The 21,769-nt window shown below is 62.8% G+C and carries 22 protein-coding genes; 17 read left to right on the top strand and 5 right to left on the bottom strand.

Annotated features, from left to right (window positions below; genetic code table 11):
- The first annotated feature begins 103 nt into the window (after nucleotides 1–103).
- The 17 genes from purD (at nucleotide 104) to ureC (ending at nucleotide 18,428) form a co-directional block, all read left to right on the top strand.
- Nucleotides 104–1,393 carry a phosphoribosylamine--glycine ligase gene (gene purD, locus OU997_RS11505; RefSeq protein WP_267806685.1) on the top strand — a complete coding sequence of 430 codons (1,290 nt, stop codon included), beginning with the start codon at nucleotides 104–106 and terminating at the stop codon, nucleotides 1,391–1,393.
- A 113-nt stretch (nucleotides 1,394–1,506) separates the two neighbouring features.
- Nucleotides 1,507–4,287 carry a hybrid sensor histidine kinase/response regulator gene (locus tag OU997_RS11500; RefSeq protein ID WP_267806684.1) on the top strand — a complete coding sequence of 927 codons (2,781 nt, stop codon included), beginning with the start codon at nucleotides 1,507–1,509 and terminating at the stop codon, nucleotides 4,285–4,287.
- Nucleotides 4,288–4,358: 71 nt separating this feature from the next.
- Nucleotides 4,359–4,955, top strand: coding sequence for a MarC family protein (locus OU997_RS11495; RefSeq protein ID WP_108486848.1), 597 nt, complete (start codon nucleotides 4,359–4,361; stop codon nucleotides 4,953–4,955).
- Between the two features lie 429 nt (nucleotides 4,956–5,384).
- Nucleotides 5,385–7,187 carry an allophanate hydrolase gene (gene atzF, locus OU997_RS11490; RefSeq protein ID WP_267806681.1) on the top strand — a complete coding sequence of 601 codons (1,803 nt, stop codon included), beginning with the start codon at nucleotides 5,385–5,387 and terminating at the stop codon, nucleotides 7,185–7,187.
- Between the two features lie 4 nt (nucleotides 7,188–7,191).
- Complete coding sequence (locus OU997_RS11485; protein WP_267806679.1) at nucleotides 7,192–7,923, top strand: GntR family transcriptional regulator; 732 nt, start codon at nucleotides 7,192–7,194, stop codon at nucleotides 7,921–7,923.
- Between the two features lie 95 nt (nucleotides 7,924–8,018).
- The gene (urtA, locus tag OU997_RS11480; RefSeq protein WP_108486845.1) at nucleotides 8,019–9,284 is read left to right on the top strand and encodes an urea ABC transporter substrate-binding protein; all 1,266 of its coding nucleotides are present in this window, start codon (nucleotides 8,019–8,021) and stop codon (nucleotides 9,282–9,284) included.
- A gap of 116 nt (nucleotides 9,285–9,400) precedes the next feature.
- Nucleotides 9,401–10,972 (top strand): urea ABC transporter permease subunit UrtB, encoded by a 1,572-nt coding sequence (gene urtB / locus OU997_RS11475; RefSeq protein ID WP_267806677.1) that lies wholly within the window; start codon nucleotides 9,401–9,403, stop codon nucleotides 10,970–10,972.
- Nucleotides 10,972–12,063, top strand: a complete 1,092-nt coding sequence (gene urtC / locus OU997_RS11470) for an urea ABC transporter permease subunit UrtC (protein WP_177479911.1) — start codon at nucleotides 10,972–10,974, stop codon at nucleotides 12,061–12,063. Before urtB ends, urtC begins: the two co-directional genes overlap by 1 nt.
- Nucleotides 12,063–12,914 carry an urea ABC transporter ATP-binding protein UrtD gene (gene urtD / locus OU997_RS11465; RefSeq protein WP_267806675.1) on the top strand — a complete coding sequence of 284 codons (852 nt, stop codon included), beginning with the start codon at nucleotides 12,063–12,065 and terminating at the stop codon, nucleotides 12,912–12,914. Before urtC ends, urtD begins: the two co-directional genes overlap by 1 nt.
- Before the next feature lie 47 nt (nucleotides 12,915–12,961).
- Nucleotides 12,962–13,660, top strand: coding sequence for an urea ABC transporter ATP-binding subunit UrtE (urtE, locus tag OU997_RS11460; RefSeq protein WP_267806673.1), 699 nt, complete (start codon nucleotides 12,962–12,964; stop codon nucleotides 13,658–13,660).
- Between the two features lie 63 nt (nucleotides 13,661–13,723).
- Entirely contained in the window at nucleotides 13,724–14,140 is a 417-nt protein-coding gene (locus tag OU997_RS11455; RefSeq protein WP_146180669.1) for a hypothetical protein, read from the top strand.
- On the top strand, nucleotides 14,137–14,970 hold the full coding sequence (locus OU997_RS11450) for an urease accessory protein UreD (RefSeq protein ID WP_108486840.1): 834 nt from the start codon (nucleotides 14,137–14,139) through the stop codon (nucleotides 14,968–14,970). The genes OU997_RS11455 and OU997_RS11450 overlap by 4 nt, the downstream gene beginning before the upstream one ends.
- Nucleotides 14,970–15,272: an urease subunit gamma gene (gene ureA / locus OU997_RS11445; protein WP_267806670.1), complete on the top strand. Its 303-nt coding sequence runs from the start codon at nucleotides 14,970–14,972 to the stop codon at nucleotides 15,270–15,272. The genes OU997_RS11450 and ureA overlap by 1 nt, the downstream gene beginning before the upstream one ends.
- Nucleotides 15,273–15,274: 2 nt before the next feature.
- On the top strand, nucleotides 15,275–15,787 hold the full coding sequence (locus tag OU997_RS11440; RefSeq protein WP_108486838.1) for a GNAT family N-acetyltransferase: 513 nt from the start codon (nucleotides 15,275–15,277) through the stop codon (nucleotides 15,785–15,787).
- Nucleotides 15,787–16,317 (top strand): GNAT family N-acetyltransferase, encoded by a 531-nt coding sequence (locus OU997_RS11435; RefSeq protein WP_267806669.1) that lies wholly within the window; start codon nucleotides 15,787–15,789, stop codon nucleotides 16,315–16,317. Before OU997_RS11440 ends, OU997_RS11435 begins: the two co-directional genes overlap by 1 nt.
- Nucleotides 16,314–16,619 (top strand): urease subunit beta, encoded by a 306-nt coding sequence (locus tag OU997_RS11430; protein ID WP_108486836.1) that lies wholly within the window; start codon nucleotides 16,314–16,316, stop codon nucleotides 16,617–16,619. Before OU997_RS11435 ends, OU997_RS11430 begins: the two co-directional genes overlap by 4 nt.
- Before the next feature lie 108 nt (nucleotides 16,620–16,727).
- Nucleotides 16,728–18,428, top strand: a complete 1,701-nt coding sequence (gene ureC, locus OU997_RS11425; RefSeq protein WP_267806668.1) for an urease subunit alpha — start codon at nucleotides 16,728–16,730, stop codon at nucleotides 18,426–18,428.
- Between the two features lie 127 nt (nucleotides 18,429–18,555).
- On the opposite strand, the gene OU997_RS11420 is transcribed toward ureC, so the two are convergent.
- From OU997_RS11420 to OU997_RS11400, 5 genes are all read right to left on the bottom strand, one after another.
- Complete coding sequence (locus OU997_RS11420; RefSeq protein ID WP_267806667.1) at nucleotides 18,556–18,822, bottom strand: DksA/TraR family C4-type zinc finger protein; 267 nt, start codon at nucleotides 18,820–18,822, stop codon at nucleotides 18,556–18,558.
- 72 nt (nucleotides 18,823–18,894) lie between these two features.
- On the bottom strand, nucleotides 18,895–19,758 hold the full coding sequence (locus tag OU997_RS11415) for an isocitrate lyase/PEP mutase family protein (RefSeq protein ID WP_267806665.1): 864 nt from the start codon (nucleotides 19,756–19,758) through the stop codon (nucleotides 18,895–18,897).
- 132 nt (nucleotides 19,759–19,890) lie between these two features.
- On the bottom strand, nucleotides 19,891–20,391 hold the full coding sequence (locus tag OU997_RS11410; RefSeq protein ID WP_267806664.1) for a type II secretion system F family protein: 501 nt from the start codon (nucleotides 20,389–20,391) through the stop codon (nucleotides 19,891–19,893).
- On the bottom strand, nucleotides 20,351–20,890 hold the full coding sequence (locus OU997_RS11405) for a type II secretion system F family protein (RefSeq protein WP_267806662.1): 540 nt from the start codon (nucleotides 20,888–20,890) through the stop codon (nucleotides 20,351–20,353). The genes OU997_RS11410 and OU997_RS11405 overlap by 41 nt, the downstream gene beginning before the upstream one ends.
- Nucleotides 20,891–20,927: 37 nt before the next feature.
- A complete protein-coding gene (locus tag OU997_RS11400) occupies nucleotides 20,928–21,638 on the bottom strand; it encodes a substrate-binding periplasmic protein (RefSeq protein WP_108486832.1) in 711 nt (236 codons plus the stop codon).
- Nucleotides 21,639–21,769: the final 131 nt, after the last annotated feature.

Raw genomic sequence — 21,769 nt, 5'->3', positions numbered from 1 at the left:
TGGCTGCGGCCATCCACCCTACGCAGCACCCATTTCGTAGGGTGGATAACGTTTTGCTTATCCACCAAACGGGCTCAACGCCCGCCTCCACTGGGAGAGCAACATGAACGTATTGATCATCGGCAGCGGCGGTCGTGAACACGCCCTGGCCTGGAAAGTGGCACAAGACAAGCGCGTCACGAAAGTCTTCGTCGCCCCCGGCAACGCCGGCACCGCCGTCGAACCCAAGTGCGAGAACGTGAATATCGACGTGCTGGCCATTGAGCAGCTGGCTGACTTCGCCGAAAAGAATGTGCAGCTGACCATCGTCGGCCCGGAAGCGCCGCTGGTGAAGGGCGTGGTTGATCTGTTCCGCTCGCGTAAGCTGGATATCTTCGGCCCTACCGCCGCCGCCGCCCAGCTGGAAGGTTCCAAGGCCTTTACCAAGGACTTCCTCGCCCGCCACGCGATCCCTACCGCCGACTACCAGAACTTCACCGAAGTCGAGCCGGCCCTGGCCTACTTGCGCGAGAAAGGCGCGCCGATCGTGATCAAGGCTGACGGCCTGGCTGCGGGCAAAGGCGTGATCGTCGCCATGACCCTGACCGAAGCCGAAGACGCCGTACGCGACATGCTCGCTGGCAACGCTTTCGGGGACGCCGGTTCGCGCGTGGTCATTGAAGAGTTTCTGGACGGAGAAGAAGCTTCGTTCATCGTCATGGTCGACGGCGAGAACGTGCTACCGATGGCCACCAGCCAGGACCACAAGCGCGTCGGTGACGCCGATACCGGCCCCAACACCGGCGGCATGGGCGCTTACTCGCCAGCCCCGGTGGTCACCGCCGACGTGCACCAGCGCGTAATGGACGAAGTGATCTACCCGACCGTGCGCGGCATGGCCAGCGAAGGCAACGTCTACACCGGCTTCCTCTACGCCGGGCTGATGATCGACAAGGCTGGCAAGCCCAAGGTCATTGAGTTCAACTGCCGCTTCGGCGACCCGGAAACCCAGCCGATCATGTGCCGCCTGGAAAGCTCTCTGGTGCTGCTGGTCGAAGCCGCACTGGCCAAGGCGCTGGACAAGGTCGAAGCCACCTGGGACCCGCGCCCGACCGTCGGCGTGGTAATCGCTGCGGGCGGCTACCCGGCCGATTACGCCAAGGGCGATGTGATCGAAGGCCTGGATGCTGCCGCGCAATTGGAAGGCAAAGTGTTCCATGCGGGAACCGCACTGAAGGATGGCCAGATCGTCACCGCAGGTGGCCGCGTATTGTGCGCCACCGCCATCGGTCGTACGGTTGAGGAAGCCCAACAACAGGCTTATCGCCTGACCGAGAAAATTCGCTGGAGCGGCAGTTTCTACCGCACTGATATCGGTTACCGCGCCATCGCCCGCGAACGCGGGGAGAAGTGAAGGTAAATAATAGGTAAAACACGACAAAGGTGGCCAATTGGCCACCTTTGTCATATTTCCCTCGCGAACAGCTTGGCTATAATCCGACCACTTATTTTTGAAGGGACTTCACTGTGCGCCGGCTGAGGATTGCCACCTACCTGCTGCTCAGCACACTGCTGATGACGCTTACCCTGGCGTCAGTTCAGGCAGAGCCACAGGCTTCCTGGTCGCGCCTCACTGATTCAAACGCCGAACTGCAATTCAATGATATTCGCAGCCCTGCGCGTAAATCCCAGTTCCTCCCCACTGACCTGACCCAGCTGTATACGCCAGGCGGTTCCAGTGCTCTATGGCTTCATCATCGGCTCTCGGCCAACACCGATGCGCAGATGCTACGGGTCTTTGCCCCCTACCTGGCCTACCTCGATCTGTATGTCGTACAGGGTGATGAACTGATTGAGCAGGCACACACGGGCAATAACCTGCCGTTTTCCAGCCGCCCTCTGGCTAGCCGTGACTTCCTTCTGCCGCTGCCCAGGACCGACCAGCCGCTGGACATCTACCTGCGCCTGGCTTCAGAACATGCTCTGCGACCCAGCATTACCCTACAAAGTGCGCAGTCCATGGCAGCCGATGATAATCGGCCCTTGTTGTTCGGCCTGCTGCTTGGCTGCCTGGGCATGCTGGTGGCCTATAACCTGGTACGGTTCCTCTATACCCGTGCCGTCAGCGGACTCTGGCTGGCCGCCACTCAGGTTTGCCAACTGGTGGCAGTCGTCAGTCTGTTGGGAGTCAGCACACCATGGCTGGATGAGTGGCAAAGCCTGCAGCCGCAGATCGCCAACCTGTCGATGCTGCTGGCCGCACTCTGCGCCCTGTGCTTTACCGCCAGCTTCTTCCACAAGGTTTGCCCGCGTACGCCGCTCAACCATGTGCTGACCGCTGAAGTGGTGGTGATCAGCCTGGTGTGCGTCATCCTGCTGATCGCCACCAGCTTGCAGTTCAACCAGCTGGTCTATCTGCTCAACGGGGTCGCGGGCCTGAGCATCCTAATTGTCGCCCTGACTCATTGGCGCCACGGTTATCAACCCGCACGACTGTTCAGCCTGGCGGTGCTGCTGTTTTGTGCAGCCTTTATCTGCGCTCTGCCAATCCTGTTCGGCTACTGGGCGGTACAGAGTGAGTGGATCGCCTACGGCCTGCTCGCCACCACCACCGTCAGCGGCTTTATCCTCAGCATGGCGCTGAGCGAGCGACAGCGCCGCATCATGCAGGATCATTTCAGCACCAGCCGCGCCCTGGCGGCCAGCTCCGCCGAGCTGAAGGCCAAAGCGGAATTTCTCGCCAAGATCAGCCATGAAATTCGCACCCCGATGAATGGCGTGCTAGGCATGACCGAGCTGCTGCTCGGCACCCCGCTGTCGGCCAAGCAGCGCGACTACGTACAGACCATCCACAGCTCGGGCAATGAACTGCTCACCCTGATTAACGAAATCCTCGATATCTCCAAGCTGGAGTCCGGGCAGATCGAGCTGGATGACGTGCAGTTTGACCTCAACGCACTGATCGAAGACTGCCTGGATATCTTCCGCGCCAAGGCCGAGCAGCAGAAGGTCGAGCTGATCAGCTTTATGCAGCCGCAAGTGCCGCGGGTGATCAGCGGCGATCCCACACGTCTGCGCCAGACCCTGCTGAGCTTGCTGGACAATGCCTTCAAGCAGACTGATGAAGGCGAAATTCTCCTGGTGGTAGCCCTCGACACCACCGGCGAGCAGCCACGCCTGCGCATCGCCGTGCAGGACAGCGGCAAACCGCTGGACGCCAGCGAGCGGGATGCGCTGCTGAATGCCGAGCTGCACAGCAAGGACTTCCTTGCCGCCAGCAAACTCGGCGGCCGCCTCGGCCTGATCATCGCCCGCCAATTGGTGCGCCTGATGGAAGGCGAATTCGGCATCCAAAGCGGCGGCAGCCAAGGCTCGACCCTGTGGCTCACCCTGCCGCTGGACGCCTCGCGCCTGGAGCAGCCCACCGCCGACCTCGATGCCTCGCTGCAAGGTGCGCGTCTGCTGGTGGTGGACGACAACGACACCTGTCGCAAGGTGCTGGTGCAGCAATGCAGCGCCTGGGGCATGCAAGTCAGTGCGGTGCCGTCAGGCAAGGAGGCCATGGCCCTGCTGCGCACCAAGGCGCACCTGCGTGAATACTTCGATGCCGTGCTACTTGATCAGGACATGCCCGGTATGACCGGCATGCAGCTGGCCGCGCGGATCAAGGAAGACGCCAACCTCAACCACGACATTCTGGTAATCATGCTCACTGGCATCAGCAATGCGCCGAGCAAGATCATCGCGCGTAACGCCGGGATCAAACGCATCCTGGCCAAGCCCGTGGCCGGCTACACCCTGAAAACCACCCTGGCCGATGAACTGGCACAGCGCGGCAAAGGCAACTCGCCGATGTTCAGCCCGGCGCCACAGAGCACGCCGCTGAATGTGCCCGGCGATTTCCGCATTCTGGTGGCAGAGGACAACACCATCTCCACCAAGGTGATCCGCGGCATGCTGGGCAAACTCAACCTGCAGCCCGAAACGGCCAGCAACGGCGAAGAAGCCCTCAGTGCGATGAAAGCCCAGCAATACGATCTGGTGCTGATGGACTGCGAAATGCCGGTACTTGACGGTTTCTCCGCCACCGAGCAGTTACGCGCCTGGGAAGCGGCCGAGCAACGCCCACGTACTCCGGTGGTGGCACTCACCGCGCATATCCTCAATGAGCATAAAGAACGCGCGCGCCAGGCTGGCATGGACGGGCACATGTCCAAGCCGGTGGAGATGTCGCAACTGCGTGAGCTGATCGAACACTGGGTCGCCGAACGGGAAATCCGTCGCCAGCGCGACGCCCTGCCTTCCTGAGCAGGGTTGATTGCCCGGCAACCGATACACGCTTACCCTGCCACCCTTCTTTATCGAGACGAGTCCTTTCCATGGCGTCCGCGCTGTTCAGCCTGTATTTGAAACTGCTGGTGCTCTATAGCCCGTTCTTCGTGCTGTCGTGTTTTATCGGCCTAAGCCGTGGCTACACGGTCAAGGAGCGCAAGCGCCTGGCCTGGAAAGTCGCCCTCGGTGTGCTGATCGCCAGCGTACTGCTGTACCTGTTCGGCAAGCATATCTTTACCCTGTTCGGCATCACCATCGACGCCTTCCGCATTGGTGCCGGTAGCGTGCTGTTTATCTCGGCCCTCGGCATGGCCCAGGGCAAATCGGCGGTGCAGAGCGACAACGTGCAGCAGGACGTGACCATCGTGCCGCTGACCATCCCGCTCACCGTCGGCCCCGGCACCATCGGCGCGCTACTGCTAATGGGCGCCAGCCAGCCGGACTGGGGCGACAAGGCCATCGCCGTGCTGGGCATCGCCCTGGCCAGCCTGACGGTGGGCGTGGTGCTGTATATGTCCAACCAGTTCGAACGCCTGCTCGGCGATCAGGGCTTGCAGATTGTCAGTCGTTTGATGGGGCTGTTCGTCTGTGCACTGGCCGCGCAGATCATCTTTACCGGGGTTAAGAACTACCTCGCGCTCTGATGCCCCCGGCTGGATTAGTGAAGCCTGATACGAGCCTGCAGCGAACCCCGGATTACGCCTCCGGCTAATCCAGGCTACGACTAAGCAAAACCCTGACTGCCGCCGTAGTGGACGACGCCCTTTTCGTCCACCGTGACGGCTACGACTGCCGAACGCTGCCGCCCATAAAGTCAGGCCGTAGCCCGGATAAAATCAGGGAGCGGTTAATGCCATCAGCACGCTAAGTCCTGGATTGCATCCGAATTACAGGCGCCCCCCTCGCACCATCGGCATGCAATGCAGCCCTACGGCGGTGCATAACGCCGATCAGAACCATCACCCCACGCCCTTAAAAACACTTAACCACTTGAAAATAAATAACTTCTATTAACTGGCACCGACATTGCTCTAGGCATTCCATCTCTTGGATACAAGATGGAATTTCAGCGCATGGCCAACGCCCCCCACGCCTTCACCCTGAACGATTGGCAACAGGCCTACCGCGACAGCCAATCGCCCGCCGAACTGCTGCATAGCCTGCGCCTCGCACTGAGCACAAAGGACAATGCCTGGATCACCCTGGCCAGCGAAGCTCAGCTCAACAGCCAACTCGATGCTTTGTCAGCGCTGCTCGACGCGGCCAACGGCGAGCTAAGCAAGCTGCCGCTGTACGGCGTGCCATTCGCCATCAAAGACAATATCGACGCCGCCGGCTGGCCCACCACCGCCGCCTGCCCGGAGTTCGCCTACAGCGCTGCCGCCGACGCCACGGTGGTGGCCAAGCTGCGCGCCGCCGGCGCCATCCTAATCGGCAAAACCAACCTCGACCAGTTCGCCACCGGACTGGTCGGCACCCGCTCGCCCTATGGCGCGGTGCCCAATAGTTGCAACCCGGATTACGTCAGCGGCGGGTCCAGCTCCGGTTCGGCCAGCGTGGTCGCGCGCGGCCTGGTGCCCTTCTCGCTGGGCACCGACACCGCCGGCTCGGGCCGCGTGCCGGCCGGTTTCAACAATATTGTCGGGCTCAAGCCGAGCAAAGGCTGGCTGTCCAATAGCGGTCTGGTACCGGCCTGCAAGACCCTCGATTGCATCTCGGTGTTTGCCCTGACCGTCAGCGATGCCCTGAGCGTGGCGCAGATCGCCGGCGGCTATGACGCAGCCGATCCCTACAGCCGCAAGAACCCCAATAGCGCCAAGGTCGGCATGCCGGCCAAGCCGCGCCTGGCGGTGCCGAGCAACCCCGAGTTCTTTGGCGATACGCAGAACCTAGCGGTGTTTGAGCAGGCCTTGGGCACGTTGCGCGAGCTGGATGTGCAGCTGGTAGAGATTGATTTTTCGCCCTTCCAGCAACTGGCCGAGCAGCTCTATTACGGCAGCTGGGTCGCCGAACGCAGCGTGGCGCTGGAAGGCGTCGACCCGGCACATATCAACCCGGTGGTGCGCGGCATCGTCGAGAACGGTCACACGTACAGCGCCGGTGATGCCTACAAGGCCGAATACACTCGCGCAGCACTGAGCCGGACGATCAATGACGTGCTGGCCGGTTTCGACGCGCTAGTCGTACCAACCTCGCCGACCCTGCGCACGCTGGCCGAGATGGACGCAGAGCCCGTGCTGTTCAACAGCCAGTTCGGCACCTACACCAACTTCACCAACCTCGCCGATTTGTCCGCCCTGGCCCTGCCCGCCGGTTTTCGCGCCGATGGCCTACCGGCCGGAATCACCCTGATCGCCCCAGCCTGGCACGATCAGGCCCTGGCGGCCTTCGGTCAACGCTGGCAGCAAGCGCTCAAGCTGCCGCTGGGTGCCACGGGTAAAGCATTGCCCGAGCAAGCGCCGAGCAGCACGCCAGCCCCCGGCAGCGTGCGCGTCGCCGTGGTCGGTGCACACCTGACCGGTATGCCGCTGAATTTCCAGCTGACCAGCCGCGACGCCGTGCTGGTCGAGCAAACCACCAGCGCCGCCACCTATCGCCTGTATGCCCTGCCCGGCACCGTGCCGCCGAAACCGGGCCTGGCGCGGGTGGCCGCCGATGGCGCGGCGATCATCGTCGAGCTGTGGGATATACCCCAGGCACGCTTTGGCGAATTGGTCGCGGAGATTCCGGCGCCGCTGGGCATCGGCAATCTGCAGCTGGCCGACGGTCGCTGGGTCAAAGGCTTTATCTGCGAACCCTATGCGCTGGATGGCGCGCGCGATATCACCAGCTTCGGTGGCTGGCGCGCCTTTATCGCCAGCCAGCAGCAGGGCTGACGCCATGCAACTGAGCGACGCCGCCAGCAGCGGCAATGAACGCCCGGACAACCTCGCCGAACGCATCTACCAGCAGCTCAAAGACGACATCTTCGAGTTCCGCCTGCTGCCCGGTGATCGCTTCTCCGAAGGCGAGATCGCCGAGCGCGTGGCCGCCAGCCGCACCCCGGTGCGCCAGGCGCTGTACCGCCTGCAGCGCGAAGGCTACCTAAAGGTGTATTTCCGCAGTGGCTGGCAGGTGATGCCGTTCGACTTCGCGCATTTCGAGGAGCTGTACGAGGTGCGCATCGTCCTCGAACTGGAGGCCGTACGGCGGTTGTGCGAACGCCCCCAAGACGAGCACAGCGACGCACTGGTGCAACTGCAACGCACCTGGCTGGTGCAACCCGAGCAGCGCTTACAGGACGGCCGCGAAGTCTCGCGCCTGGATGAGCGCTTTCACTGCCAGTTGCTGGTAGCCGCCGGCAACCGCGAGATGGCCCGCCTACACGCCGAGGTGAGCGAGAAGATCCGCATTATCAGGCGCTTGGACTTCACCCAGAGCCCGCGCGTGGCGGCCACTTATGACGAACATGGCGAAATTCTCGCGGCAATTTTGTCGCGGCGATGCGAAGAGGCACAGCTATTGCTCAAGACCCATATAGAGGTCAGCAAGGCCGAAGTGCGCAAGATCACCCTGCACATGCTGCACAGCGCGCGTCAGCGCACCATGCCGGCACCAGAGGTGAAGACCTGAAGTGAAGACCCAGGGCCCTGCCCTGTTTCAACTGCCAGACAAACAACTAAAAACCAGCAGCTCAAACACTTAAGTTCGTGAATGGAGATCGCACCATGCAACGTCGCAACCTGATCAAGGCCTTTACCCTCACCGCGTCCATCGCCGCCATGGGCATGACCTGGACCGTGCAAGCCGCCGAGACCATCAAAGTCGGCATCCTGCACTCGCTGTCCGGCACCATGGCCATTTCGGAAACGTCGCTGAAAGACATGGCGCTGATGACCATCGACGAGATCAACGCCAAGGGCGGCGTGAACGGCAAACAACTGGAAGCCGTAGTCGTTGACCCGGCCTCCAACTGGCCGCTGTTCGCCGAGAAAGGCCGCCAGCTGTTGACCCAGGACAAGGTCGACGTGGTGTTCGGCTGCTGGACCTCGGTGTCGCGTAAATCCGTGCTGCCGGTCTTTGAAGAGCTCAACGGCCTGCTGTTCTACCCCGTGCAATACGAAGGCGAAGAGCTTTCCCCGAATGTGTTCTACACCGGTGCCGCGCCAAACCAGCAGGCTATTCCAGCGGTCGAGTACCTGATGAGCGAAGACGGCGGTGCCGCCAAGCGCTACTTCCTGCTCGGCACCGACTACGTCTACCCGCGCACCACCAACAAGATCTTGCGCGCCTTCCTGATCAGCAAGGGCGTGGCTGAAAAAGACATCGAAGAGGTCTACACCCCGTTCGGTCATAGCGATTATCAAACCATCGTTGCCAACATCAAGAAGTTCTCCGCGGGTGGTAAAACTGCGGTGATCTCCACCGTCAACGGCGACTCCAACGTGCCGTTCTACAAGGAACTGGCCAACCAGGGCCTGGAAGCCACCGACGTTCCAGTCGTGGCCTTCTCCGTGGGTGAGGAAGAACTGCGCGGCATCGACACCAAGCCACTGATTGGCCACCTGGCCGCATGGAACTACTTCCAGTCGGTAGAGAACCCGGTCAACACCGAGTTTGTCGCCAAGTGGAAGGCCTACGCCAAAGCCAAGAACCTGCCAGGCGCTGACAAGGCCGTGACCAACGACCCAATGGAAGCCACCTACGTCGGCATCAATATGTGGGCGCAAGCGGTCGAGAAAGCTGGCACCACCGAGGTCGACAAGGTCCGTGAAGCGCTCTATGGCCAGACCTTCGCTGCACCCAGCGGCTACACCCTGACCATGGACAAGACCAACCACCACCTGCACAAGCCCGTGATGATCGGTGAAATCCAGGACGACGGGCAGTTCTCCGTGGTGTGGGAAACCAGCAGCCCGGTCCGCGCCCAGCCGTGGAGTCCGTATATCGAAGGCAATGACAAGAAGCCGGATTACGCGGTCAAGTCAAACTAAGCACCTGCCAGTAAGCCCGGATGACATCCGGGAACGCCCTGCCCGGATCGCCTCCGGGCCAAGGCTGACCAGCCGCCGCGCCCACGCGGCGGCTGGTACTCCCAAAGGACTGCCCTATGCCCACTGCCGTTACCCGAATTCTGCTGAGCCTGCTGTTGCTGCTGCCACTGGCCGCGCACGCCGGTGATGCCCAGGACTTTGTCGCCGCCAACCCCGCCAAGCAGGCCAGCCTGCTGGAGCGCTGGTCCGCCGCGCCCGATGCCGCGCGCCTGCCGCTGATCGAAGCCCTGCAACAGGGCCGCGTCGCTGCTGACAGCGCGAAAAACGCCTTTATTGAAAGAGATGGCGCGTATCAGTCTGCTGAAGGCGACGTGCAGCCTGTCGAAACACCCAAAAAGCTGCGCCTGAATAACCGCCTGCGCGGGCTGACCGCCACCGCACTGGCCAGCCACCAGCTGCTGGTTGATGACCCGGCGCTGCGCCTGGCCGCCGCCCAGCAACTGCAGAAGAGCGCCAAGCCGGCGCAGCTGCAACTGCTTAACGCCCAGGTCGCCAGCGAAACCGACGATGCCGTGCGCGATGCCCTGACCCTGGCCCTGGCCAACCTGCAACTGGTAGACAGCGACCTCGCCGTGCGTCTGGCCGCCGTGCGCCTGCTCGGTGAAACCGGCGACCCGCTGGCCCGTACCCGCCTGGAAGCCCTGCTCGACCCCGCCGTGGAAAGCGACCCGACGGTACGCACCGCCGCGGAAACCAGCCTGGCCCAGGTCAAACGCAAACTGCTGATTGGCGAGATGCTGGGTCAGGCCTTCAGCGGCCTGTCGCTGGGTTCGATCCTGCTGCTGGCCGCACTGGGTCTGGCCATCACCTTCGGCCTGCTCGGCGTGATCAACATGGCCCACGGCGAAATGCTGATGCTCGGGGCCTACTCCACCTACATGGTGCAGGTGCTGTTCCAGCGCTTCGCCCCGGAAGCCCTGGCGCTCTACCCGTTGGTGGCGCTGCCGGTGGCGTTCTTCGTCACCGCCGCCATCGGCATGGCGCTGGAACGCACGGTGATTCGCCACCTTTACGGCCGCCCGCTGGAAACCCTGCTCGCCACGTGGGGCATCAGCCTGATTCTGATCCAGCTGGTGCGGGTGATCTTCGGTGCGCAAAACGTTGAAGTGGCCAACCCCGCCTGGCTGTCCGGGGGCATCCAAGTGCTGCCGAATCTGGTGCTGCCGTACAACCGCATCGTGATCATCGGCTTCGCCCTGTTTGTGGTGGTGCTGACCTGGCTGCTGCTGAACAAGACCCGCCTCGGCCTTAACGTCCGCGCCGTAACCCAGAACCGCAATATGGCTGCCTGCTGCGGCGTGCCGACCGGCCGGGTAGACATGCTGGCGTTCGGCTTGGGCTCCGGTATCGCCGGCCTCGGCGGCGTGGCCCTGAGCCAGATCGGCAACGTCGGCCCGGACCTCGGCCAAAGCTACATCATCGACTCCTTCCTGGTGGTGGTGCTCGGCGGTGTCGGTCAGCTGGCCGGTAGCGTGATGGCCGCCTTCGGCTTGGGTATCGCCAACAAGATTCTCGAACCACAGATCGGTGCCGTGCTCGGCAAGATCCTTATCCTCGCGCTGATCATTCTGTTTATTCAGAAACGCCCGCAAGGTCTGTTTGCTTTGAAAGGACGGGTGATCGACTGATGACTATGCCCCTGAATCAAACGTTATTAGCCCGCGCCAGCGCCAAGCTTGGCCCGCAAGCGTCCATGGCCATCGGCCTGCTGGTACTGGCCGTATTGCTCGCCATGCCGCTGCTGCACCTGCTGCCCGCGGACAACGCCCTGCATGTGTCGGCCTACACCCTGACCCTGGTCGGCAAAATCCTCTGCTATTGCATCGTCGCCCTGGCGCTCGACTTGGTCTGGGGGTATGCCGGGCTGTTGTCGCTCGGCCACGGCCTGTTCTTTGCCCTCGGCGGTTACGCCATGGGCATGTACCTGATGCGCGAAGCAGCGGGTGACGGCCTGCCGGCGTTTATGAGCTTCCTCGCCTGGACCGAGCTGCCTTGGTATTGGTACGGCACCGACAGCTTCCTCTGGGCCCTGTGCCTGGTGGTGCTGGCCCCCGGTTTGCTCGCGCTGGTGTTCGGCTTCTTCGCCTTCCGCTCGCGGATCAAGGGCGTGTACTTCTCAATCATGACCCAGGCGCTGACCTTCGCTGGCATGTTGCTGTTCTTCCGCAACGAAACCGGCTTTGGCGGCAACAACGGTTTTACCAACTTCCGCACCATTCTCGGTTTCGACATCACCGCCGCGCACACCCGCGCGGCGCTGTTCTTCGCCACCGTGGTGCTGCTGGTGGCCAGCCTGTACCTGGGCTGGCGACTGGCGCGCAGCAAGTTCGGCCGCGTGCTCACCGCGCTACGCGATGCAGAAAACCGCCTGATGTTCTGCGGCTACGACCCGCGCGGCTACAAGCTGTTTATCTGGGTGCTCAGCGCCGTGCTCTGTGGTCTTGCGGGTGCGCTGTATGTGCCGCAAGTGGGCATCATCAACCCCAGCGAAATGTCGCCGACCAACTCCATCGAAGCGGCCGTGTGGGTCGCCCTCGGTGGGCGCGGCACGCTGATCGGTCCGCTGCTCGGTGCCGGCTTGGTCAACGGCATGAAGAGCTGGTTCACCGTAGCCTTCCCCGAGTACTGGCTGTTCGCCCTGGGCTTTCTGTTTATCGTCGTGACGCTGTTCCTGCCCAAAGGCGTGATCGGCTTGTTACGCAAGAAAGGAGAGCAATGATGCGTGCCACTCCAGTCCCCGAATTTATGCTCGAACCCGCCTATGACCCGTCCGGCAGCGGCCGTGACCCAATCGGTGCCAGCGCCCTGGCCACCAAGGGTCTGAATGTGCGCCACGGCACCATCCTGACGCTGGAAGACATCAACGTCAGTTTCGATGGTTTCAAGGCGCTGACCAACCTGACGCTGTACATCGGCGTCGGTGAACTGCGCTGCATCATCGGCCCCAACGGTGCCGGCAAGACCACCATGATGGACGTGATCACCGGCAAGACCCGCCCGGACAACGGCGTCGCCTACTTCGGCGAAACCCTCGACCTGACCCAGATGAGCGAGGTGCAAATCGCTCAGTCCGGCATCGGCCGCAAGTTCCAGAAGCCGACCGTCTTCGAAGCGCTGAGCGTGTTCGAAAACCTCGAACTGGCGCAGAAGACCAACAAATCGGTGTGGGCCAGCCTGCGCGCCAAACTGACCGGCGAGCAGCGTGATCGTATTGATGAAGCGCTGCAGACGATCAAACTCGACAGCTCACGCTCACGCCCCGCCGGGCTGTTGTCGCACGGCCAGAAGCAGTTCCTGGAGATCGGCATGCTGCTGGTGCAAGACCCGCAACTGCTGCTGCTCGATGAGCCGGTGGCGGGCATGACCGACGCCGAAACCGAGTTCACCGCCGAACTGTTCAAGTCACTGGCACGCAAGCATTCGCTGATGGTGGTCGAGCACGACATGGGCTTCGTCGGCTCCATCGCCGACCACGTCACCGTGCTGCACCAAGGCAGCGTATTGGCCGAAGGCTCGCTGGAACAGGTGCAGAACGATGAGCGGGTGATTGAGGTGTACCTCGGCCGCTAATGCCGCGATCACGACCGTCCAAACTCCACAGAATTGAGAGCCTGAACATGCTGCAAGTTGAGCAACTGCATCAGTACTACGGTGGCAGCCATATCCTCCGAGGCCTGTCGTTCGAGGTGAAGGTCGGCGAAGTCACCTGCCTGCTCGGCCGTAACGGCGTGGGCAAGACCACCCTGCTGAAATGCCTGATGGGCCTGATCCCGGCCAAAGAAGGCGCGGTGAAGTGGGAAGGCCAGCCCATCACCGCCTTCAAGCCGCACCAGCGCGTGCAAGCCGGCATTGCCTATGTGCCCCAGGGCCGGGAAATTTTCGGCCGCCTGACCGTGGAAGAAAACCTGCTCATGGGCCTGTCACGTTTTCCCGGCAGCGACGCCAAGGCAGTGCCGGAATTTATCTATGAGCTGTTCCCCGTGCTGCGTGAGATGAAACATCGCCGTGGCGGCGACCTTTCCGGCGGCCAGCAGCAACAGCTGGCCATCGGCCGCGCCCTGGCCAGCCAGCCGCGCCTGCTGATCCTCGATGAGCCCACCGAAGGCATCCAGCCCTCAGTGATCAAGGAGATCGGCGTGGTGATCAAAAAGCTCGCGGAACGCGGCGACATGGCCATCCTGCTGGTCGAGCAGTTCTATGACTTTGCCGCCGAGCTGGCCGATCAGTACCTGGTGATGAGCCGTGGCGAAATCGTCCAGCAGGGCCGTGGCGAAACCATGGAAGCCGATGGCGTGCGCGGACAGGTCGCAATCTGAATGGCGACGCTGGCCCTTTACTTTGCGCATAATCAGGCTTTCGCCCACGGATTCGAGGCTCCGATGTTTGCCCTGCGTCACGTCCTGCTCCCGCTCACCGCACTGACGGGCATCGCCCTGCTGATCTGGGCCGGCAGCCTGCCGGATTACTGGATGCTGCGCACCTTGCCAGTAGGCAGCGAAGTGCCCTACCCGCTGAAACCGGTGCTGATTTTCTGCGCCATCGTCCTGGCCGAATGCAGCCTGCTGCTGGCGCTGCTGCGCCCGCGCTCCTATTGCCGCTCCTGGGGCCGCGCGCTGTGCGCCTGCCTGCTGGCCATCGGCCTGGCGCTGTTCTGGCTGCAAGGTGCGTTGCATGCACCGCCCTACTACGGCATGCACCTGCAATGGTGGCTGGCGGTCAGCTTGGGCCTGGTTCTACTGTGTGTTTACTCCGCCGTGCAGGCCTGGCGGCAACGACGCAACCGGGTGAGCGCATGAACGCCCCCGCCGCCGTCTTCACCCCCAGCTGGCACGCCGAGCTGGAGCTGGGCTATGGCCGCGATGGCGACCGCACGCGGCCGACCTTGCGCCGGCATAAAGGCCCGCTGCGGGTGCAGAAGCACCTGTACGCCGAAGGGCCCGAGGTGTGCCAACACATCATCGTCCACCCGCCCGGCGGCATTGCCGGTGGCGATCGCCTGGATATCTCGGCCACGGTCGGCACCAACGCCTGGGCGCAACTGACCAGCCCCGGTGCAGCCAAGTGGTACCGCGCCGCTGGCCCGGCTTATCAGAGCCTGAAACTGCGCGTGGATGCCGGTGCCACCCTGGAATGGCTGCCGCAGGAAACCATCGTCTACGCCGCTGCTCAGGCGGAACTGATCACCGAGATCGACCTGTTCGGCGATGCCAAGCTGCTCTACTGGGACATCGTTGCCCTCGGTCGCCCTGCCAGTGGCGAACGCTTCGACGCCGGTCACTTCCAGGCCCAGCTGAATATCCGCCGCGACGGCCAGCTGCTCTGGCACGAACGCCAGCGCGTGGCCGGTGGCGATGGCCTGCTCGACTCGCCCATCGGCCTGGCGGGCAAACCGGTGTTCGCCACCCTGCTGATATCCGGTGAAATCGACAGCGACCTGCTGGAGCACTGCCGCAACCTGAGCACACCGGTGCGCGGCGACCTGACCCAATTACCCGGCCTGCTGGTGGCCCGCTGCCTGGCCGACGAAGCCCTGCACGCGCGCGCCTGGCTGATCGCCCTCTGGCAGCTGTTGCGCCCGGCCCTGCTCGGCCGCACGGCCGTGCCCCCACGTATCTGGAGTACCTGATGGACCTGACACCGAGAGAAAAAGACAAACTGCTGATCTTCACCGCCGGCCTGGTGGCTGAACGCCGCTTGGCCCGGGGCCTCAAACTCAACTACCCGGAAGCCATGGCCTATATCTCCGCCGCGCTGCTGGAAGGCGCGCGTGACGGCCAGACCGTGGCCGAGCTGATGCACTTCGGCACCACCCTGCTGAGCCGCGACCAAGTGATGGAAGGCATCCCGGAAATGATTCCGGAGATTCAGGTCGAGGCCACCTTTCCGGATGGCACCAAGCTGGTCACCGTCCACCAGCCGATTGTTTAAGCATGAAAATTCAAAACGCCACCGCTGCTGACCTGCCTGCCATCCAGGCCATCTACAACGACGCCGTGCAGCACACCACGGCGATCTGGAACGAAACCCTGGTTGACCTGAACAACCGTCAGGCCTGGTTGAGTGAGCGCAACGCCGCCGGCTTTCCGGTGCTGGTGGCCCACAACGACGCCGGCGATGTTGTCGGCTACGCCAGCTACGGCACCTGGCGCGCCATTGAAGGCTTTCGCCACACCGTCGAGCACTCGGTGTATGTGCGCAGCGACCAACGCGGTCAGGGGCTTGGCCCCTTGCTGATGCACGCCTTGATCGAACGCGCGCAAGCCGCCGGTCTGCACGTGATGGTGGCTGCCATCGAGAGCGGCAACAGCGCCTCGCTCCGCCTGCACGAGCGCCTCGGCTTCGTCACCACCGGCCAGATGCCCCAGGTCGGCCGTAAATTCGGCCGCTGGCTGGACCTCACCTTTATGCAGCTGATGCTGAGCCCCGAAAGGAGTGCGCCCTGATGCTGAGCATTGAGCGCCTCGACGCGGCTGACTTTGAGTCTTATCGCCAAGGCCTGTTGGCCCTGCTGCTCGACTCCGTGGCACATGGCGCCTCGGTGGGTTTTCTCGCCGGTCTCGATGCTGACGCGGCCAACCTCTATTTCGACCAGGTCCTGGCAGGCATACGCGACGGCACTCACTTGCTCTGGCTGGCCAGTGAGCAGGGCCAGGTGCTGGGCAGCGTACAACTGGTGCTCTGCCAGAAGCCAAACGGCCTCAACCGTGCAGAAGTGCAGAAGCTTCTGGTACACAGCAACGCCCGCCGCCGTGGCATCGCCAACAGCCTGATGCAGCGACTGGAAGGCGAAGCGGCGGAGCTGCAACGCGGCCTGCTGTACCTGGACACCGAAGCCGGCAGCGATGCCGAAACCTTTTACCAGGCGCTTGGCTACAGCTGCATCGGCGGGCTACCTGACTACGCCTGCGGCCCCGACGGGCAGTACCGAGCAAACGCCATCTACTACAAAACCTTGTCGAGGCCACAGCCATGATTCCCGGCGAATACCAGATCCAAGACGGCGATATCGAGCTGAATGCCGGACGCCGCACGCACCGCCTGACCGTGGCCAACAGCGGCGACCGGCCGATCCAGGTCGGCTCGCATTACCACTTCTTCGAAACCAACGACGCCCTGACCTTCGACCGGGCCAGCACACGCGGCATGCGCCTGAACATCCCGGCCGGCACTGCGGTGCGCTTCGAACCCGGGCAGAGCCGCGAAGTGGAACTGGTCGATCTGGCTGGCCATCGCCGCGTATTCGGCTTTGCCGGCCGGGTGATGGGCGATCTGTAACGTCTGGGTAGGATGGGTGGAGCGAAGCGATACCCATCGCCAAAACCGAACCAAGCCTTGATGGGTTACGCCGCTTCGCCGCTAACCCATCCTACGGATAGGACAAACATGAAAATATCCCGCCAAGCCTACGCCGACATGTTCGGCCCCACCGTCGGCGACAAGGTGCGCCTGGCCGATACCGAGCTGTGGATCGAAGTCGAGAAGGACTTCACCACCTACGGTGAAGAAGTGAAATTCGGCGGTGGCAAGGTGATCCGCGACGGCATGGGTCAGGGCCAACTGTGCGCCGCTGATGTGGTCGACACGCTGATCACCAACGCGCTGATCATCGACCACTGGGGCATCGTCAAAGCCGACGTGGGCCTCAAAGACGGGCGCATCGCCGCCATCGGCAAAGCCGGTAACGCCGACATTCAGCCGGACGTGACCATCGCCATCGGCGCGGGCACCGAAGTGATCGCCGGTGAAGGCATGATCCTCACCGCCGGCGGCATCGACAGCCATATCCACTTCATCTGCCCGCAGCAGATCGAAGAGGCCTTGATGAGCGGCGTCACCACCATGATCGGCGGCGGCACCGGGCCGGCCACCGGCACCAACGCCACCACCTGCACCTCCGGGCCGTGGCACATGGCGCGCATGCTGCAGGCCGCCGATGCCTTCCCGATGAACATGGGTTTTACCGGCAAGGGCAATGCCTCGCTACCGGAACCGCTGATCGAGCAGGTCAAGGCCGGCGCCATCGGCCTCAAACTGCATGAAGACTGGGGCACCACCCCGGCAGCCATCGACAATTGCCTGAGCGTGGCCGATCAGTACGACGTGCAGGTGGCGATTCACACCGACACGCTGAACGAGTCCGGCTTTGTTGAAACCACCCTCGGCGCGTTCAAGGGCCGCACCATTCACACCTACCACACAGAGGGGGCCGGTGGCGGTCACGCGCCCGACATCATCAAGGCCTGCGGCTTCCCCAACGTGCTGCCCAGCTCGACCAACCCGACCCGGCCGTTTACCAAGAACACCATCGACGAGCACCTGGACATGCTCATGGTCTGCCACCACCTCGACCCGAGCATTGCCGAGGACGTGGCCTTTGCCGAAAGCCGCATCCGCCGTGAAACCATTGCCGCCGAGGACATCCTGCATGACCTCGGCGCGTTCAGCATGATCAGCTCCGACAGCCAGGCCATGGGCCGTGTCGGCGAGGTGATCACCCGCACCTGGCAGACCGCCGACAAGATGCACAAGCAGCGCGGCCCGCTGGAGGGTGACGGCCCCGGCAACAGCAACTTCCGGGTTAAACGTTACATCGCCAAGTACACCATCAACCCGGCCATCACCCACGGCATCAGCCACGAAGTCGGCTCGGTCGAAGTGGGCAAATGGGCCGATCTGGTGCTCTGGCGGCCGGCGTTCTTTGGCGTGAAACCGACGCTGATTCTCAAGGGTGGGGCGATTGCCGCCAGCCTGATGGGCGACGCCAACGCCTCGATCCCCACGCCGCAGCCGGTGCATTACCGCCCGATGTTCGCCAGCTACGGCGGCAGTCGTCACGCCACCAGCTTCACCTTTATCAGCCAGGCGGCCTTTGAGGCGGGCGTGCCCGAGCAGTTGGGGCTGAAGAAGAAAATCGGCGTGGTCAAAGGCTGCCGCACCCTTAAAAAGAGCGACCTGATCCACAACGACTACCAACCCACCATCGAAGTGGACGCGCAGAACTATCAGGTCAAGGCCGACGGCCAACTGCTCTGGTGCGAACCGGCAGAGGTGTTGCCAATGGCGCAGCGGTATTTTCTATTCTGACCCGCACGCCGCTGTTGGGCTTCGCTGCGCTCAACCACAACCTAGCCAACCCCATCGCCCGCATCACCACACGTAGGCTGCGGTTGAGCCGCGCAGCGGTGAAGCCCAACAGCAATCACCTAGACCCTCAGCGCAATTGACTGTCCTTGCTGCCCCGGCGGTTATAGCCGGTGAACCGGGCCTGTTCCTTGTCGTGCTCGGTTTGGCAGGCCACGCACAGGTGCACGCCGGGGATGGCTGTGCGCCGGGCTTGGGGAATGACCGCGTCGCATTCTTCGCAATGGCTCAGGCTTTCGCCGCGCGGCAATTGGCTGCGAACGCGGGCAATGGCGTCCTCAAGGCTGCTGTCGATCTGCTCCTGAACCGCACCATCGGTTGCCCAACCACCGGCCATGCACGCGCCCTCCGTTGTTTAGGCGGTAGGTATGCGCCGAAATGCGATGAACCTCAAGCGCAGGTGGTCGGCCTACTCCTTGACCTCCATAAACTCGCGCGCCCAGACGATGTAGTCCTCGGGTTGCGTGTATTTATGGGTCAGTTCGGTGGCGTTGAGTTCGCAAGGTTCGGCATTGCGTTGCTCGCGCAGGCAATCGTAGGTGGCCTTGATTGCTGCGAAGTAAGCGGCGTGACCGTTGACCACGATGCGCACCCCCAGCGCCGCCAGGCGGGCGTTGTCGCGCAGCTTGGGGTTGCCGTAGGTGACCAGCATCAGCGGGATACTTAGCGCGGAAGCAATCTGCTCCAAATGGGCAAAATCCTCGACGCCGACCAGGCAGATGGCATCCGCCCCCGCCGCCTGATAGGCCTGCGTACGACGGATCACCTCATGCACATCCAGCACGCCGGCATGGGTGCGGGCGATGATCGCCAGGTCAGGGTCTACGCGCGCTTCCAGTGCTGCGCGGATTTTCCCGACGCCTTCGTCAACGCTGATCAGGTCGGTGGATTTGCGCCCGAACTGCGCGGGTAGCAGGGTATCTTCAAGGGTCAACGCGGCGATGCCGGCGCGCTCCAATTCAACCACGGTGCGCATGACGTTGAGCGCATTGCCGTAGCCATGATCCGCATCGGCGATGACCGGCAGGCGGCTGACACGGCCAATGCGCGTGGCCTGCTCGACAAACTCGCTGAGGCTAATCAGGGCGAAATCGGGGGCTGCCAGAACTTGTAGTGATGCTACAGAACCACCCAGGATACCCACCTCAAACCCCAGGTCGGCGGCAATGCGCGCGGCCATCGGGTCAAACACTGAAGCCGTGTGATAACAGCTATTTGAAGCCAGTAGCGCACGAAACTGTGCGCGAAGGTCATGGTGTGAGGCTCGTTGCATGGGGTGCACCATCGGTCATAGTCAATTCTGAACGAGGATTATGTAGTAAAACTACAAAAACCGTCATGTAGTAAAACTACATAGTCGACCAGTAACCTTGCACCCGCCTTTCAGGCGGCGAACAACCAGGCCCTAAAGCAGCTCTACCGGCAAACGCGGCCCAAAGCCTGCGCCTGTCAGCAGCCCATAGGCCATCCACAGCATCACCCCGGCATACAGCGCACGCGGCAACCAGGTCGCCAGCTGTTCGGTCAGGCTATCCAGTTTCTGTGTTTCCACCCCGGCGTAGTTGAGCAGGCTGGCTGGCAAGGTGCCGCTGGCCTCCCCCGTACGAATCAGGCCAAGGGCCAACCCCTGGCCGGGGAAGTCCAGATTGGCCAACGCCTGCGCCAGGCTCTGGCCACGCTGCACAGCCAACTGCACACCGCTGAAGCGTTTGCGCAGTGGCGCATGGCGGATCACCGCGCAGGCCTTGGCCAGGGCATCCAGCATGGGCATGCCGGCCTCCAGCATCAGCCCCAGGCTGTCGAAAAAATCGCGCAGGTTACGCCGCAGCAACGCGGGACCGAGAATCGGCATACTCGCCAACAGGCTATCGAACGGCGAAGCCGCCCCCTGCAGGCGCGTGCTCATGACGCACGTATAACCGACGGCCCAGGCCATAGAGCGCCCCCAGCACCAGCAACGGCCAGAGCACGCCCCACAGATAACCGGCGATGCTCAACTGCCCCCCCACCAGCGCTGGCAGCGGCTGGATAAACAGCGCCAGCACCAACACAGCCGCCGGCATCAGCAAGCGTGACTGCAGCGCAGCGACCTGCTGCGCCCGGTGGTTGTAACGCTCGGCCAGACGCTGATAGGTCGCAGCCAGACAACCACTGGCCTGCGCTGCGCCCAGCAGGCTGCTGTCCAATGGCGTCAACAGGCCGCTGCGTAAACCGGCGCAGGCCATATCGCGACCGCCGGCAACCTGCGCCTGCACACCCTGCAGTGCTGCCCTGGCATGCGCAGGCAACGCCACACCGAGCAGCGCCTGCTCCACGGGCACGCCGGCCTTTTCCATGGCGGCCAAGTGGCTGAACAGTTGGGCACGGGCAGCAAAATCCAACATTACGGGACGGGAGCGGGGCATCGGCAGGCTCTGCAGGTGATAACGGAGATGGCTCAGGCTATTCAGTGGCGGTGGGTAACTGTGCGTGCGGCATCCAGCGGCGAAAGATCTCAGCAAAGCTGCCGTCCTTATGCATGGCATCCAACGCACGGCGCCAGCGCTGCACCACGGCGGCGTCGGTCTGCGGGGAAAAGGCAATGTAATAGGCCGAGCGCATAAACGGCAGGTGCGCCTGCACCTGATCGGCACGCAATCCTCCTCGCGCCAGTTCGGCATCGAGGGTCAAGTCCTCGGTGGCAATCAGTTGAACGCGCCCGTGCTTGAGCATGGTCACCATACTCTTCGAACTGGTAACCCCGTAGAGGTTCTTGAACCCACGCGCCTCCAGCGTTTCATAGGTGTACCACTGCTTCGGCACGGCCAGCGGGCCGCTCTCGGCCGCCTGCTGCAGGCTGTCGAATCGCAAATTGCGCGATTTCAGCGAATAGAAACTGGTAGTGCCAATCAGCAGGGGCCCTACCCACTGGAAACGAGCCTCACGCTCCGGCGTACGTACGGTGGAAAAGATCGCCGTATCGGCCTGATGCTGTGCCAGCGCGTATGCCCGCGTCCAGGGCAACAGTTCCAGGCGCGCCGCATCGCCGGTTCGCGCGATCAGTTGGCGCACAATATCCACTGCCAGCCCGCGCAACTCACCATCCTGACTGTAGCTGGTTGGCGGTGCCTCTTCAGTCAGCAAACGCAGTTCAGCCTGCGCACTGCCTGCCATACAGCACACAAGCCAGATCACCAGCAGGCAACTACATTTACGCAAGATAAAATCTCCGCCGCTTTCCCTCAGACTAGCTCAGCACCCACGGATTGCATCAAAGAGCAGGGAGCACCGCCGGCACGCTGTCA

The organism is Pseudomonas sp. SL4(2022) (assembly GCF_026625725.1).
GTDB lineage: Bacteria > Pseudomonadota > Gammaproteobacteria > Pseudomonadales > Pseudomonadaceae > Aquipseudomonas.
Note: the sequence above shows the minus strand (reverse complement) of the source record. Positions and strands in the feature narration are given on the sequence as shown.

What these genes read in the sequence shown, in the direction of transcription:
- purD (WP_267806685.1), top strand. Translation starts at nt 104, where the DNA reads ATGAACGTATTGATCATCGGCAGCGGCGGTCGTGAACACGCCCTGGCC.
- OU997_RS11495 (WP_108486848.1), top strand. Translation starts at nt 4,359, where the DNA reads ATGGCGTCCGCGCTGTTCAGCCTGTATTTGAAACTGCTGGTGCTCTAT.
- atzF (WP_267806681.1), top strand. Translation starts at nt 5,385, where the DNA reads ATGGCCAACGCCCCCCACGCCTTCACCCTGAACGATTGGCAACAGGCC.
- OU997_RS11485 (WP_267806679.1), top strand. Translation starts at nt 7,192, where the DNA reads ATGCAACTGAGCGACGCCGCCAGCAGCGGCAATGAACGCCCGGACAAC.
- urtA (WP_108486845.1), top strand. Translation starts at nt 8,019, where the DNA reads ATGCAACGTCGCAACCTGATCAAGGCCTTTACCCTCACCGCGTCCATC.
- urtB (WP_267806677.1), top strand. Translation starts at nt 9,401, where the DNA reads ATGCCCACTGCCGTTACCCGAATTCTGCTGAGCCTGCTGTTGCTGCTG.
- urtC (WP_177479911.1), top strand. Translation starts at nt 10,972, where the DNA reads ATGACTATGCCCCTGAATCAAACGTTATTAGCCCGCGCCAGCGCCAAG.
- urtD (WP_267806675.1), top strand. Translation starts at nt 12,063, where the DNA reads ATGCGTGCCACTCCAGTCCCCGAATTTATGCTCGAACCCGCCTATGAC.
- urtE (WP_267806673.1), top strand. Translation starts at nt 12,962, where the DNA reads ATGCTGCAAGTTGAGCAACTGCATCAGTACTACGGTGGCAGCCATATC.
- OU997_RS11455 (WP_146180669.1), top strand. Translation starts at nt 13,724, where the DNA reads ATGTTTGCCCTGCGTCACGTCCTGCTCCCGCTCACCGCACTGACGGGC.
- OU997_RS11450 (WP_108486840.1), top strand. Translation starts at nt 14,137, where the DNA reads ATGAACGCCCCCGCCGCCGTCTTCACCCCCAGCTGGCACGCCGAGCTG.
- ureA (WP_267806670.1), top strand. Translation starts at nt 14,970, where the DNA reads ATGGACCTGACACCGAGAGAAAAAGACAAACTGCTGATCTTCACCGCC.
- OU997_RS11440 (WP_108486838.1), top strand. Translation starts at nt 15,275, where the DNA reads ATGAAAATTCAAAACGCCACCGCTGCTGACCTGCCTGCCATCCAGGCC.
- OU997_RS11435 (WP_267806669.1), top strand. Translation starts at nt 15,787, where the DNA reads ATGCTGAGCATTGAGCGCCTCGACGCGGCTGACTTTGAGTCTTATCGC.
- OU997_RS11430 (WP_108486836.1), top strand. Translation starts at nt 16,314, where the DNA reads ATGATTCCCGGCGAATACCAGATCCAAGACGGCGATATCGAGCTGAAT.
- ureC (WP_267806668.1), top strand. Translation starts at nt 16,728, where the DNA reads ATGAAAATATCCCGCCAAGCCTACGCCGACATGTTCGGCCCCACCGTC.
- OU997_RS11420 (WP_267806667.1), bottom strand. Translation starts at nt 18,822, where the DNA reads ATGGCCGGTGGTTGGGCAACCGATGGTGCGGTTCAGGAGCAGATCGAC.
- OU997_RS11415 (WP_267806665.1), bottom strand. Translation starts at nt 19,758, where the DNA reads ATGCAACGAGCCTCACACCATGACCTTCGCGCACAGTTTCGTGCGCTA.
- OU997_RS11410 (WP_267806664.1), bottom strand. Translation starts at nt 20,391, where the DNA reads ATGAGCACGCGCCTGCAGGGGGCGGCTTCGCCGTTCGATAGCCTGTTG.
- OU997_RS11405 (WP_267806662.1), bottom strand. Translation starts at nt 20,890, where the DNA reads ATGCCCCGCTCCCGTCCCGTAATGTTGGATTTTGCTGCCCGTGCCCAA.
- OU997_RS11400 (WP_108486832.1), bottom strand. Translation starts at nt 21,638, where the DNA reads ATGGCAGGCAGTGCGCAGGCTGAACTGCGTTTGCTGACTGAAGAGGCA.